The organism is Sphaerimonospora cavernae (assembly GCF_042435035.1).
GTDB lineage: Bacteria > Actinomycetota > Actinomycetes > Streptosporangiales > Streptosporangiaceae > Sphaerimonospora > Sphaerimonospora cavernae.
Genome location: NZ_JBHMQT010000002.1, coordinates 21,496 through 34,056 on the forward strand (window position 1 = coordinate 21,496; position 12,561 = coordinate 34,056).

Below are 12,561 nucleotides of genomic sequence, written 5' to 3' on the forward strand. Positions count from 1 at the left end.
TAGTGCCTAGGTAAAGGTTCCCTGTGGAATCGGTCATACCCGTCCCCAGCTGATCACATTACCGGCGACGCATAACGGATCTCCACTCATGCCGTACGGCTGCCGCGGGCGGAGGCGGCAGCCGTACGGTCAGGCGAGCTGTGTCAGAAGGACGTCTCGGGGAGTTCCATCAGGTCCTGGCCGGTGGCGGCGAGCACCCGGCGCTCCGCGGCCAGTCGCGGCAGCACGGTCTGGGCGAAGAACGAGGCGGCCGCGACCTTGCCGGTGTAGAAGTCCTTGTCGCGGTCCCCCTCACCCAGTGCCTTCATAGCGATCTCGGCCTGGCGCAGCAGCAGCCAGGCCAGCACCAGGTCGCCGAGCGCCATCAGGAAGCGGGTGGTGTTGAGGCCGACCTTGTAGACCTCCTGCGGCGTCTCCAGTGAGGCGATCGCCCAGCCGGCCATCGTGTCGGCCATGGCCCTGACCTCGTCCGCCGCCTCGTCGAGCAGGCCCCGCTCCACCTTCAGCCGGCCGTTGCCGGCCTCGGAAGCCGCGAACGCCTTGATGTCGGAGAGCAGCGAGCCGAGGGCCGCGCCCTGATTTTTCAGGATCTTACGGAAGAACAGGTCCTGACCCTGGATCGCGGTGGTGCCCTCGTACAGGGAGTCGATCTTGGAGTCGCGGATGTACTGCTCGATCGGGTAGTCCTGCAGGAAGCCCGAGCCGCCCAGCGTCTGGAGCGAGCGGGCGAGCAGCTCGTACGACCGCTCGGAGCCGACGCCCTTCACGACCGGCAGCAGCAGGTCGTTGAGCGCCTCGGCGGCATGGTCGCGGCGGCCCTCCGCCTCCGCGATCTGGATGGTGTCCTGGATCGTCGCGGTGTAGATCACCAGCGCCCGCATGGCCTCGGCGTACGCCTTCTGCAGCATCAGCTCGCGGCGGACGTCGGGGTGATGGGTGATCGTGACCCGGGGCGCCGTCTTGTCGCCCGAGCGGGTGAGGTCGGCGCCCTGCACGCGGTTCTTCGCGTAGTCGAGCGCGTTGAGATAGCCGGTGGACAGGGTGGCGATGGCCTTGGCGCCGACCATCATGCGGGCGTTCTCGATGACCATGAACATCTGCCGGATGCCGTCGTGCACGCCGCCCACCAGGTGGCCGACGGCCGGGTGCCGTTCACCGAAGGTGAGCTCGCAGGTGGTGGAGACCTTCAGGCCCATCTTCTTCTCGACGTTGGTGACGTACACGCCGTTGCGCTCGCCCAGTTCGCCGGTCTCCAGGTCGACGAGGTACTTCGGCACAAGGAACATCGACAGGCCCTTGGTGCCCGGACCGGCCCCCTCGGCACGCGCCAGCACGAGGTGGAAGATGTTCTCCGCCATGTCGTGCTCGGCGCTGGTGATGAAGCGCTTGACGCCCTCGATGTGCCAGGTGCCGTCGGGCTGCTCGACCGCCTTGGTACGGCCCGCCCCCACGTCGGATCCGGCGTCCGGCTCGGTGAGCACCATGGTCGAGCCCCAGCGGTGTTCGACGGCCAGCTCGGCGAACCGCTTCTGGTCCTCGGTGCCCAGCTGGAACAGGAGCCGGGCGAACGACGGGCCGCTGGCGAACATCCATACGGCGGGGTTGGCGCCCAGCACCAGTTCGGCCATCGCCCAGAGCAGGCTGCGGGGGGCGAGCGTGCCGCCGAGCTCAGGCTGAAGCTCCAGACGCCACCACTCGGCGTCCATCCAGGCCTGGTAGGACCGCTTGAAGCTCTCCGGCATCGTCACGGTGTGCGTGGCGGGGTCGAACACCGGAGGGTTGCGGTCGGCATCCTCGAACGACTCGGCGATCGGGCCGGTGGCGAGCCGGTGCACCTCGTCAAGGACGTTGCGCGCGGTGTCCACGTCGATGTCGGCGAACGGGCCCGCCCCGAGGACCTCCTTCCGGCCGAACACTTCGAAGAGGTTGAACTCGAGGTCGCGGAGGTTGCTCTTGTAGTGACCCATCGTCTGCGCTCCCGGGAGAGTAAACGTACCGGCCAGTAACTCTAAACCGTATGCTACCCGCCGGTAACCACCCTTATGCATGTTTTACCCAGATGAGGGATCGGAGGGGAATAGCCGCGGCGCCGGGAGAGGTTCGAGCGGGTGACGCCCGGTCCCGGGCGATCCCGGACGAGGTGCGTGCCGTACCCGGCCCTGTAAAGACGGCGCGCGGGAAGCATGCATCAGTTCATTCAGATCGTCGGAGCGCTGCTCATCCTCGCGGCGTTCCTGCTCTCGCAGATCAAGGTCCTGGACGGAGACTCCACGTCCTATCTGGTCCTCAACCTGGTCGGTTCGGCGGTGCTCACCTGGATCGCGCTGTCCAGCCGGGATTGGGGATTCGTGCTACTGGAAGGAGTGTGGGCGATCGTCTCCCTGATCGGGCTCGTCGCCAAGGCCAGGCGACCACGCCCGGCCGGATCCGGCACCGCGGAATAACCCTCTTGACGTCTTTGGTGGTGTCGCGGTTGGCTGGGCGCATGATTGACATCCACACGACCACATTCGACTGCGCCCAGCCGTACGAACTCGGGAGCTGGTGGAGCGAGGCCCTGGGCTGGCCCCTCGTCCACTCGGAGCCCGAGGACGACGAGGTCATGCTGGAACGCCCCGGCGGTGTGCCGCACCTGCTCTTCATCCGGGTCCCGGAGGCCAAGACCGTCAAGAACCGGGGTCACCTCGACCTGATGCCCACGGAGCGAACGCGCGACGAGGAGGTGGAGCGCCTGGTCGCCCTCGGCGCCAAGCCGTACGAGGACCACCGCAACCCGGACGGCACGGGCTGGGTCACGCTGCTGGACCCCGAGGGCAACGAGTTCTGCGTCGTCCGCAGCGAGGCGGAGCGCGCCGCCACCGCCTGACCCCTGCCGGGGCTCATGCCAGGGCGGGTGGCAGGGTACGCGCCCTGGCACGGCCTAACGGGCACGGCTCCGCATGGCGAGGGTGAGGATGCCGGTGAACAGGAAGACCAGCGCGCCGCCCCAGAGCGCGTCCCATGCCGCGCCGAACACGCCCTCGCCGTCGATCACGAGCTGCACCGGGACCATCAGGGCGGCCGCCCCGAGCCCGGGGTAGAGCGCGAAGCGCCACGGGTGCCGCAGCGCCCACCGCCTGGCCTGCTGAGTGACGCGATCGCCCCGGTTGGGCCGGGAGATGGCGCCGATGCCCGCGACGAGGGCGAAGAGGCTGATCCCCGTGCACAGTGCCCAGGTGAGGTCGGCCGGGCCGGGGAGGATCCAGCCCAGGAACAGGCTCGTCGCCGCGACGCCGCCGCCGGCGATCGTCGCCGCCCGCCAGGGAGCGCCGCGCAGGGCCGCGCCGGAGAGCGACATCTCATCCGTTCGGGTCAGTTCGTTCATGCTTACAGGTTCGCTCGCGAAACGGCCCGCCGGTATCGGGGAAGCCCCTGACCCCTCCCTGGCCACTCCCTGAGCCGTCCCTATTAGGATCTTCGGGTGGCTCTCTCATTCCGAACGGCTCGGCGCGAGGACATCCCGGTGATCGTGGCGTTGATCGCCGACGATCCGATCTCGGCGGCACGTGAGAAGGCCGCGGGCGCCGGCGGCGAGCCCGACTACGAGTCCGCCTTCGAGGCCATCGACGCCGACCCGCGCAACGAGCTGGTCGTGGTGGAGTCGGACGGGCAGGTGGTCGGGACGATGCAGCTCACGTACATCCCCAGCCTGTCCCGCCGCGCGGCCGAGCGTGCCCTGGTCGAGGCGGTCAGGGTGGCCGCGCCGTACCGGAACCGGGGCATCGGCAGAGCGATGATGGAGTGGGCCGTCGAACGGGCCCGCGAGCGCGGGTGTGCCCTCGTGCAGCTCACCTCCGACAAGGCGCGGGTCGACGCGCGCCGCTTCTACTCGTCGTTCGGCTTCGCCGCGTCGCATGAGGGATTCAAGCTTCTGCTCAGCTGATCGAGCATCCACCGGCACCACTCCACCCGGTGCCGCTCGTAGCCGAGCCCGCAGCGCAGCGCCGCCATGTTCCCGAACTTCGGCGTGCCGAACAGCAGCGGCGCACCCTCCTCGAGGGACGCCCAGGCCCGCTCATATTCCGCCAGGCGCTCCTCATGCCGGTGCAGCGCCGTACGGAACATCTCCATCAGCGCGGCGGGGTCGGCCAGCCATGCGGCGTAGCTCTTGAGGACCAGTTCGTCGCGCTCGGGTTGCGGCCGCGGCGGCGACGTGATCCACTCACGCAGCGCGTCGCGCCCCTTGGCCGTGATCGAGTAGACCTTCTTGTCCTGCGGCCCCGGTCCCGGCGCCCTGTCGTAGGCGACCATCTGCGCGGACAGCAGACGCTGAAGGTCGGTGTGGATCTGGCTGTGGCTGGCCGTCCAGAAATAGGCGACGGGATTGCGCATCCGCGAGGCGATCTCATATCCCGTGCTGTCCGCCCGCGCCAGCAGGGCGAGGATCGCGAATCCGAGTGTCGAGGTCCTGGAGGTTGTAGAGGTCGTGGAACTCATGGTGCTCCAAGCGTATTGACCGTCACCTCGATCATCCCTCATTATGTCAGTTCTTACATAGTTGGAGGGATCGGATGCCCAGGAAACTCGCCCTGGTCTTCGTCCTGTTCGCGTTGACCGCCTGCGGGGGCACGGTCGGCGCGGAAGGCGCGGCCACCACGTCGAGTGCGGCGGGGTCGAGTGCGGCGGGGTCCAGTGCGGCGGGGTCGAGTGCGGCGGGGTCCAGTGCGGCGGGGTCCAGTGCGGCGAGTCCCGCCGCCACGGTCTCCGCCTCCCCGACCGGCCCCAATGTGAGCGGGTGCTTCACCGAAGCCGACGGCCAGGTGTTCCGCTACCGCAACGCGGTGGGAGACGAGTCGGCCGGTGTGATCATGGGTGACGGTCCCGCCGGGGCGGTCATCACCTACGAGCTCAACGGCACCGTCTGCTCCTGGCGGCCGCTGGCCGACCGGCTCAAGGCCGCGGGCTACCGCGTCCTGCTCTACGAGCGCAGCTCCGGGACCGCCCGGGCCGACCTGATCCTGAAGATGGTCAAGCGGCTGAGGAAGGCGGGCGTCACCAGAGTGTTCCTCATCGGCGGCTCGATGGGCGGAACGAAGTCGATCACAGCGGCGACACAGCTGAAGGCGCCCGCCGTGGCGGTCGTGAACCTGGCCGGCTCACCAAGCTACGACGACCTGGCGCACCTCGACGTGCCGCTGCTGCAGATCACGGCGGAGCGGGACAACGTGATCAGCCCGACACAGATGGAGGAGGTCGCGGAGGCCGCCGTGAATTCCCCCGATCACCCCGTCGTCATCGTCAAGGGTGAAGGCGCCCATGCCTCGCACCTGTTCGAGACCGATCAGGCGGCCATGGTGCTCGACACCATCGTGACCTTCCTTGACAAGCATCGAGGCTGAACCCGGTCGCTGATCTCGACGTACGCGACGAACTCACCGCCCTCGCCGCCGTGCTCGGCGAGCCGGCGGCCCGGCTGTGCTCCAGATAGCGGTTGACCTTCACGCAGCGCGCGCCCCGCGTGAACGGATGCTTCGGCGACGATCGGCCGGTCGTTTTGCCCCGGTGTGCAAAGTTCTTCGGCGACGGAACGATATCAAGCGGGATCGGCTCGATCGCGAAACGCCGCGGCTCCATAGAGTGTCAGTGAATGGCCGAGTCACGTCGTCTCGGAGGGAAGAACCGCTTGCGGTCAAATATGTGGACAGCACGTGCGGAGATCGCACAGAATCGCTGGTGGTGAGAGGCATAAAGGAGCAGGACACCGCGCTGGACACTCCCGGCCGGGGAGTCTTCCTCGTCGTTGAGCCCCTGTTGCCGCAGCGGATCCGCCGTCCCTCGGACGCGCTGCGGTTCATGCTCACGCTGGCGGCCCTCGGCGCCGTCGTGCTGCTCGCGCTCGCCCTTCAGCGCACGCTCAACGGGCTGGAGACCGACGTGCAGGCGGGCACCGGCCGGGCCCCGCAGGTGCTGTCGGCCATCTCCGGACTGCTCGGCGGCGTCGCCGTGCTCGTCGTGCCCGTGGCGTTCGCCGTCGAGCGGGTCTTCCACCGCGACGGCATGCGCGTCACGCAGGGCCTGATCGCGGCCATCCTCGCCCTGGTGATCTCCTACACGCTGGGCGAGTGGCTCGTCCTCGCCGGTCCCGCCGAGCTGAAACAGCTGCTCACCGGCGGTCGGGACGTCGAGCCCCTCAACTCCGTGCTCACCCCCGCCATCGCCTACGCGACGGCCGTACGGATGTCACGACGACCACAGTGGCGGGCGTTCATGTGGCTCGCGATCGCGCTCGACGTGCTCGCGCTTTTCACCGCCACCAAGGTCACCGCCCTCGGGGTGATCCTCACCTACCTCGTCGGTCTCGCGGTCGGCTTCGGCACGTTGTACGGCATCGGCAGCGCGAACACCAGGCCGCCGGGCAGCACGGTGCTGGCCGCGCTGCGTCGACTCGGCTTCGTCCCGACGAGCGCCAGGCGGATCGAGGACGACAGCTCCGGCAGCCGGCGTTACCTCGTCGGCCTCGACGGCGACCGCTTCCTCGACGTCACCGTGCTTGACCGGGACCGGCAGGTGGCCGGCCTCGCCTATCGCCTTTGGCGGCGCATCCGGCTCAACTCGGAGACCCGGCGGCGGGCCATCAGGTCACTGCGGGCCGAGTTGGAGCGCGAGGCGCTGATGGCCTACGCCGCCCACGCGGCAGGGGCCCGGCTGCCCCGACTGCTCGGCACGAGTGAGATCGGCACCGAGGCGGCGCTGCTCGCCTACGAGCACATCGACACCCGTCCGGTCGCCGAGCTCCCCGACGAGGCCTTCGACGACGATCTGCTGGCCCAGATATGGGAGCAGGTGCGGCTGCTGCACGACCACCGGCTGGCCCACCGGCACCTGACCGGCGAGAGCATCCACGTGGACGAGGCCGGGCACGTGATCATGCTCGACGCCCGCAGCGGTGAGATCGCCGCCGGAGACCTGCTGCTGCGGCTCGACATCGCCCAGCTCCTCTCCTACCTCGGCACCCGGGTCGGCGCCGAGCGCGCGGTGAGGTCCGGGGCGACCGTGCTGGGCGCCGACACGCTCGCCGGGGCACTGCCCATGCTCCAGCGGATCGCCCTCGCCCGGGAGACCCGTACGGCGCTGCGCCGGGACAAGGAACTCCTCCCCGCGATACGCGAGCAGATCCTCGCGCTGAAGCCGCGGGTCGAGGTCAGAGAGGTCCGGCTCGAACGGTTCCGCCCCAGCACCCTGGTGACGATCATCGCCGGCGCCGTAGCGGCGTACCTGCTGTTCTCCCAGCTCAGCCAGGTCAACCTGCTTTCCGTGGTGACCACGGCCGACTGGGTGTGGGGCGGGATGGCGCTACTCGCCTCCGCGGTGAGCTTCGTCGCGGCGGCGTTCATAGTGCGGGGCTTCGTGCCCGAGCCGCTGCCGCTGGGCCGTACGGTGCTGGTGCAGCTGTCCGCCTCGTTCGTGAAGCTGGTCGCGCCGGCCGCGGTCGGCGGCGTCGCGATCAACACCCGCTACCTGCAGAAGCGCGGGGTGCCGCCGGGGCCGGCGGTGGCCAGCGTCGGCGCCTCCCAGCTCGTCGGACTGGCCTCGCACATCGCGCTGCTGCTGCTGTTCGGATATCTCACCGGCACGCAGGCAGCGCAGTCCCTGACCCCGTCGCGGGGGCTGCTCGTCGTGCTGCTCGGCATCGCCGTGCTCTTCCTGATCGTGCTGGCCGTACGGCCGCTGCGCAGGCTGGTCACCACCCGGGTGCGTGCGATGTTCTCCGGTGTGATCCCGCGGCTGCTCGACGTGGTGCAGTCCCCGCGCAAGGTGCTCGAAGGCGTCGGCGGGACCGTGCTGCTCACCATCGCCAACGTGGTCTGCCTGGGTGTCTGCGTGCGGGCGTTCGGCGGCGAGGTGAACTTCACGGCGGTGGCCGTGGTGTTCCTCGCCGGCAACGCGATCGGCTCGGCCGCCCCCACGCCGGGTGGTCTGGGCGCGGTCGAGGGGGCGCTGATCGTGGGGCTGAGGCTCGCGGGTGTGTACGACACGGTCGCCCTGTCGGCCGTGCTGCTCTTCCGCCTGATGACCTTCTGGCTGCCCGTCCTGCCCGGCTGGGCGTCCTTCACCTACCTCCAACGCCAGAACGCCATCTAGCGCCGGCTGGATGCATGTAAAATGCATGCATGGTGGCTCTTCAGATCAGGGACGTTCCCGAGGGCGTCCGTGACGCCCTCGCGGAGCAGGCCCGCGCCCGGGGGATGTCCCTGCAGGGACTGCTGCTCGAACTGGTTACGAGCGAGGCCCGCCGATCACAGAACCTTGCCGTACTCAAGCGGGCCGCGGAGCGTACGGGCATGTATGACTCCGATGTCGGAGAGGTGGCGAAGGAACTGGCCGCCATCCGGTCCGAGCGGTTGGAGCGGCAAGGGACTGACGATTGATCGTTATCGACGCGTCGGTTCTGGCGGAGGCCTTGACCGGATCCGGCTCGGTCGGGGATGCGGCGCGGGAGGTATTGGCGGCGGATACCCGATGGGCCGCGCCCTCACATCTGAAGGTGGAGACCATGTCGGTCATTCGGGGCCGCCTACTCGGCAGGAAGATCACCTCCGCTGTAGCCGACCAAGCCGCCGATGACCTGAGAGAGATCTTGGTCGACAGAATCGACGAAGACGGCCTTCTGCCGAGGATGTGGCAATTACGCCACAACCTGTCGTCGTATGACGCCGCCTACGTGGCCGCAGCCGAAGCGCTCCAGTGCACCCTCGTGACCGCCGACAGGAAACTTGCCGCAGCCACAGGACCGCTGTGCCGTATACAGGTGATATGAGCGGCTGGGAGTCTCACAGCGAGACGCTGAGCATCCTGGCCGATGCCGACGAGGTGGCTGCCATCGAGGAGGGGCTCGCGAACGCGGCTCGGGAGAGATCTTCACCGCCGAAGAAGTAGCGGCGGCGATGGAGCTCAGGGCCGCCGGAAAGAGCGCCACCCGAAGATCCTGATAGCCGTCGGCCGGGGTTCGTCCGGCCGACGGCGGCAGGTGTCAGCTCTTGCTGGAGCCGGCCCAGAGGTCGATGCCGCACTCGACCGCGTCCTTGTCGATGGCCGCGAGATCCTCGGCGGAGAAGTCGAGCCGCTTGACGGCGTCGAGGCTGTCGTCGAGCTGGGCGACGCTGCTGGCGCCGATCAGCACCGACGTCACCCGCCGGTCACGCAGCGCCCAGGCCAGCGCCATCTGCGCGAGCGACTGGCCGCGCTCCTTCGCGATCTCGTTGAGCAGGCGGACATGCCGCATGGTCTGCTCGGTCAGCAGGGCGGGGTCGAGCGACTTGCCCTGCGCCGCCCGCGAGCCCGCCGGGATGCCGTCGAGGTAACGGTCGGTCAGCATGCCCTGCGCCAGCGGCGAGAACGCGATGCACCCCACGCCCTCGTCCGCCAGCACGTCTAGCAGCCCGCCCTCGATCCAGCGGTTCAGCATCGAGTACGACGGCTGGTGGATCAGCAGCGGCGTGCCCATCTCACGCAGGATCCGCACCGCCTCCCTGGTCCGCTCCGGGCCATAGGAGGAGATGCCGACGTAGAGGGCCTTCCCCGAACGCACCGCCTGATCGAGAGCGCCCATCGTCTCCTCGAGCGGCGTCTCCGGATCGAAGCGGTGGCTGTAGAAGATGTCGACGTAGTCGAGGCCCATCCGCTTGAGCGACTGGTCGAGGCTGGCCAGCAGATATTTGCGCGACCCCCACTCGCCGTACGGCCCGGGCCACATGTCCCAGCCCGCCTTCGTCGAGATGATCAGCTCATCCCGGTATCGGGTGAAATCCTGGTGGAAGATCCGCCCGAAATTGATCTCGGCGGCGCCGTACGGCGGACCGTAGTTGTTGGCCAGATCGAAGTGCGTCACGCCGCGGTCGAAGGCCCGGCGCAGGATCGCCCGCTGCGTCTCGACGGGCTTGTCGTCGCCGAAGTTGTGCCAGAGGCCGAGCGACACGGCGGGCAGCCTCAGCCCACTCCGCCCGGTCCGGTGGTACGGCATGGGGCCGTACCGGTCATCCGCCGCCACGTACGTCACTCGCCGTTCTCCTGTCCAGCCGCACTCACTCGTCCGCCGGTGGGACTGTACCTGATGCGGCCGGTCGCGCCCGGGCACGGAACCAGAACCCCGGGGCGGTGGCCGCGCCGGATCCCCGCCGCCCGCTGACCTGGATCTCCGGACCGTCGGCCACCAGCGACATCGAGCTGAACCGGGTCGAGGGCGTGCACGTCCCCCGCCGCCTCGACGTCGTCCTGGTGATTTAGGCCCTGTCGAGGATCCAGGAGAGCGCGAACGCCTCCTCGTGCCATGCGTCGTACCGGCCGCTGCGACCCCCGTGCCCGGCGCCCATCTCGGTCTTGAGCAGGAACGGCCCGCCGCCCGCGGTGTCGCGCAGCCGCGCGATCCACTTGGCCGGCTCGTGGTAGAACACCCGCGTGTCGTTCAGGCTGGTGATCGCGAGGATCGGTGGGTACGGCCGGCCGTCGACGTTCTCGTAGGGCGAGTAGGACTTCATGTACGCGTAGACCTCGGGGTTGTGCAGCGGATCGCCCCACTCGTCCCACTCGATGACCGTGAGCGGCAACGACGGGTCGAGGATCGTGTTCAGCGCGTCCACGAACGGGACCTCGGCGACGACCCCGGCGAAGAGCTCCGGCGCGAGGTTGGCGACGGCACCCATGAGCAGGCCGCCGGCCGAACCGCCGCGTGCGACGATCCGGCTCGACCAGCCGACGGCCTTCAGGTGCCGCGCGCACGCCACGAAGTCGGTGAAGGTGTTCTTCTTATTCGTCAGCTTGCCGTCCTCGTACCACCGGCGGCCCATCTCGCCACCGCCGCGGACGTGGGCGATCGCGAACACGAACCCGCGGTCGAGCAGCGAAAGCCGGGCAACCGAGAAGTAGGGGTCCATCGAGCTCTCGTAGCTGCCGTAGCCGTACAGCACGGTCGGGGCCGGCCGGTCCGTGCCCGTCTTGTCCGCGCCCTTCTCGATGGCGCCCTTCTTGACGACGATCGAGATCGGCACCCTCGTCCCGTCCTCGGCGGTCGCCCACTCGCGGAACTGCTCGTAGTCGGCGGGGTCGTAGCCGCCCAGCACCGGTTTGCGCTTGAGCAGGATCAGCTCGCCCGTCCGCAGGTCGTACTCGTAAACGGACGGCGGCGTCACCAGCGAGGTGTATCCGAGTCGCAGCCGGCTCGTCTCGAACTGCGCGTTCCCGGACGGCGTGACGTCATAGAGCGGCTCGGGGAACGGGATCTCGTACGGATCCCGCCCGTCTCCGGGCAGGATCCGGATGCCGGTCAGGCCGTCGCGGCGGAAGTGAACCGCGACGTGATCTTTGAACGCGTCGACGTTGAGCAGCCGGGTGTCCTCCCGATGCCCGATGAGTGGCGTCCAGGAGGCCGGATCGGCGATCGGCGCCGTTGCGAGCTCGAAGTTGACGGCGCCGTCGTTGTGCAGCACGAGGAAGTGGTCGCCGGCGTGGTCCAGGCCGTACTCGACACCGGTCCGCCGCGGCCGGACCACCGTGAACTCCCCGGTCGGGTCGTCCGCGTCGAGGATCCACACCTCGCTGGTGATTTTGCTGCCGGCGGACAGCGTGAGGTAACGCAGACTCCGGGTGAGCCCGATCCCCACCCAGAACCGCTCGTCGTCCTCCTGGTACACGATCACGTCGTCCGCGTCGGACCCAAGGGTGTGCCGATGGACGCGGTACGGCCGCCAGGCGTCGTCGATGGTCGTATAGAAGAACGTCGACCCGTCGGCCGACCAGGCGCCGCCATAGAAGACGCCCGGAATTTCGTCAGAGAGCAGCTCGCCGGTTTCAAGGTTCTTGAACCTGAGCGTGAACCGCTCGTCGCCCTTGTAGTCCGTGGAGTACGCGAGTTTCGTGCCGTCCGGGCTGGCCACGCTCGTCCCGATCGAGAAGAACGGGCTGTCGCCCGCCAGCTCGTTCCCGTCGAGCAGGACCTGCTCGCCGGGAAGCGGTTCACCGGGCCGCAACACGGGAGGACTGTCGCCGTCGGCGGCCACCCGGCACTGGATGCCGTACTGCTTGCCCTCTTCGGTGCGGCTGTAATACCACCAGGCATCTCGGCGGATCGGGACCGAGAGGTCGGTCTCCAGCGTGCGGCCCTTGATCTCCTGGAAGACGGTGTCCTGGAGGTCCTTGAGATGAGCCGTCATCTCCTGGGTGTAGGCGTTCTCCGCCTCCAGGTACGCGATCGTGTCGGGATCGTCCTTCTTGAGTAGCCATGCGTACTCGTCGATTACGGTGTCGCCGTGATGAGTACGCTCGACCGGAACCTTCTTCGCCACAGGCGCCATGTCGCTCACCCGGCAGAGTCTACGTTCGTCCAGGTACGCAAGCCCCGAAGCGCGCTTGCGCGTGGTTGGTCTCCAGCTCTGGTAATCTAGTTGGGCCGGTGAGGTTCGGCGGATCCCATTTCTGATCATCTTGGTGGTCTGGTGTGTGGGATGTGTCGGGTGCGGTTGCCGGCGCCTCTTCTTCTCTTGGGTTTTGGATCTGCTGCGGTTTGCGTGGCGGGGCCGGACCGGGTAA

The 12,561-nt window shown here is 68.5% G+C and carries 14 protein-coding genes, 1 pseudogene and 1 riboswitch; of the genes and pseudogenes, 9 read left to right on the plus strand and 6 right to left on the minus strand.

The annotated features are described in order from the left end of the window. Nucleotides 1-143: 143 nt before the first annotated feature. Nucleotides 144-1,967 (minus strand): acyl-CoA dehydrogenase, encoded by a 1,824-nt coding sequence (locus ACFHYQ_RS00370; RefSeq protein ID WP_394299019.1) that lies wholly within the window; start codon nt 1,965-1,967, stop codon nt 144-146. 141 nt (nt 1,968-2,108) lie between these two features. Next, nucleotides 2,109-2,177, plus strand: a riboswitch (guanidine-III (ykkC-III) riboswitch). A gap of 6 nt (nt 2,178-2,183) precedes the next feature. Between ACFHYQ_RS00370 and ACFHYQ_RS00375 the strand changes: the two genes are divergently transcribed. Together ACFHYQ_RS00375 and ACFHYQ_RS00380 are read left to right on the plus strand one after the other, a co-directional pair. Continuing rightward, nucleotides 2,184-2,444 (plus strand): CBU_0592 family membrane protein, encoded by a 261-nt coding sequence (locus ACFHYQ_RS00375; protein WP_394299020.1) that lies wholly within the window; start codon nt 2,184-2,186, stop codon nt 2,442-2,444. Between the two features lie 41 nt (nt 2,445-2,485). Further along, nucleotides 2,486-2,866 carry a VOC family protein gene (locus ACFHYQ_RS00380; RefSeq protein ID WP_204018403.1) on the plus strand — a complete coding sequence of 127 codons (381 nt, stop codon included), beginning with the start codon at nt 2,486-2,488 and terminating at the stop codon, nt 2,864-2,866. Nucleotides 2,867-2,920: 54 nt separating this feature from the next. Here the strand turns inward: ACFHYQ_RS00380 and ACFHYQ_RS00385 are convergent, their stop codons facing one another. Next, nucleotides 2,921-3,364 carry a hypothetical protein gene (locus ACFHYQ_RS00385; protein WP_394299021.1) on the minus strand — a complete coding sequence of 148 codons (444 nt, stop codon included), beginning with the start codon at nt 3,362-3,364 and terminating at the stop codon, nt 2,921-2,923. 96 nt (nt 3,365-3,460) lie between these two features. Here ACFHYQ_RS00385 and ACFHYQ_RS00390 point away from each other — a divergent pair, with 96 nt between their 5' ends. After that, nucleotides 3,461-3,922, plus strand: a complete 462-nt coding sequence (locus ACFHYQ_RS00390) for a GNAT family N-acetyltransferase (RefSeq protein WP_394299022.1) — start codon at nt 3,461-3,463, stop codon at nt 3,920-3,922. Here ACFHYQ_RS00390 and ACFHYQ_RS00395 read toward each other — a convergent pair. Together ACFHYQ_RS00395 and ACFHYQ_RS00400 are read right to left on the minus strand one after the other, a co-directional pair. Continuing rightward, nucleotides 3,865-4,476 carry a PadR family transcriptional regulator gene (locus tag ACFHYQ_RS00395; protein ID WP_394299023.1) on the minus strand — a complete coding sequence of 204 codons (612 nt, stop codon included), beginning with the start codon at nt 4,474-4,476 and terminating at the stop codon, nt 3,865-3,867. The two genes, ACFHYQ_RS00390 and ACFHYQ_RS00395, sit on opposite strands and share 58 nt — an antisense overlap. 46 nt (nt 4,477-4,522) lie before the next feature. Next, nucleotides 4,523-4,738, minus strand: a complete 216-nt coding sequence (locus ACFHYQ_RS00400; RefSeq protein WP_394299024.1) for a hypothetical protein — start codon at nt 4,736-4,738, stop codon at nt 4,523-4,525. Between the two features lie 28 nt (nt 4,739-4,766). On the opposite strand from ACFHYQ_RS00400, the gene ACFHYQ_RS00405 reads away from it, so the two are divergent. The 5 genes from ACFHYQ_RS00405 to ACFHYQ_RS00425 all read left to right on the plus strand — a co-directional run bounded on the left by ACFHYQ_RS00405 (nt 4,767) and on the right by ACFHYQ_RS00425 (nt 8,916). Next, complete coding sequence (locus tag ACFHYQ_RS00405; protein ID WP_394299025.1) at nt 4,767-5,378, plus strand: alpha/beta hydrolase; 612 nt, start codon at nt 4,767-4,769, stop codon at nt 5,376-5,378. 337 nt (nt 5,379-5,715) lie between these two features. Beyond that, nucleotides 5,716-8,121: a lysylphosphatidylglycerol synthase transmembrane domain-containing protein gene (locus ACFHYQ_RS00410; protein ID WP_394299026.1), complete on the plus strand. Its 2,406-nt coding sequence runs from the start codon at nt 5,716-5,718 to the stop codon at nt 8,119-8,121. A gap of 29 nt (nt 8,122-8,150) precedes the next feature. Continuing rightward, nucleotides 8,151-8,408, plus strand: coding sequence for a hypothetical protein (locus tag ACFHYQ_RS00415; protein WP_394299027.1), 258 nt, complete (start codon nt 8,151-8,153; stop codon nt 8,406-8,408). Then, complete coding sequence (locus ACFHYQ_RS00420; RefSeq protein WP_394299028.1) at nt 8,405-8,797, plus strand: type II toxin-antitoxin system VapC family toxin; 393 nt, start codon at nt 8,405-8,407, stop codon at nt 8,795-8,797. The genes ACFHYQ_RS00415 and ACFHYQ_RS00420 overlap by 4 nt, the downstream gene beginning before the upstream one ends. After that, nucleotides 8,794-8,916: a hypothetical protein gene (locus tag ACFHYQ_RS00425; RefSeq protein ID WP_394299029.1), complete on the plus strand. Its 123-nt coding sequence runs from the start codon at nt 8,794-8,796 to the stop codon at nt 8,914-8,916. The genes ACFHYQ_RS00420 and ACFHYQ_RS00425 overlap by 4 nt, the downstream gene beginning before the upstream one ends. Before the next feature lie 94 nt (nt 8,917-9,010). Here ACFHYQ_RS00425 and mgrA read toward each other — a convergent pair whose 3' ends face one another. After that, nucleotides 9,011-10,036: an L-glyceraldehyde 3-phosphate reductase gene (gene mgrA / locus ACFHYQ_RS00430; protein ID WP_394299030.1), complete on the minus strand. Its 1,026-nt coding sequence runs from the start codon at nt 10,034-10,036 to the stop codon at nt 9,011-9,013. A gap of 89 nt (nt 10,037-10,125) precedes the next feature. Between mgrA and ACFHYQ_RS00435 the strand changes: the two are divergent. After that, a pseudogene (locus ACFHYQ_RS00435) lies at nt 10,126-10,263 on the plus strand (LUD domain-containing protein); the annotation flags it as partial. Here ACFHYQ_RS00435 and ACFHYQ_RS00440 read toward each other — a convergent pair. Continuing rightward, nucleotides 10,260-12,326, minus strand: a complete 2,067-nt coding sequence (locus ACFHYQ_RS00440; protein WP_394299031.1) for a S9 family peptidase — start codon at nt 12,324-12,326, stop codon at nt 10,260-10,262. The pseudogene ACFHYQ_RS00435 and the gene ACFHYQ_RS00440 sit on opposite strands and share 4 nt — an antisense overlap. Nucleotides 12,327-12,561: the final 235 nt, after the last annotated feature.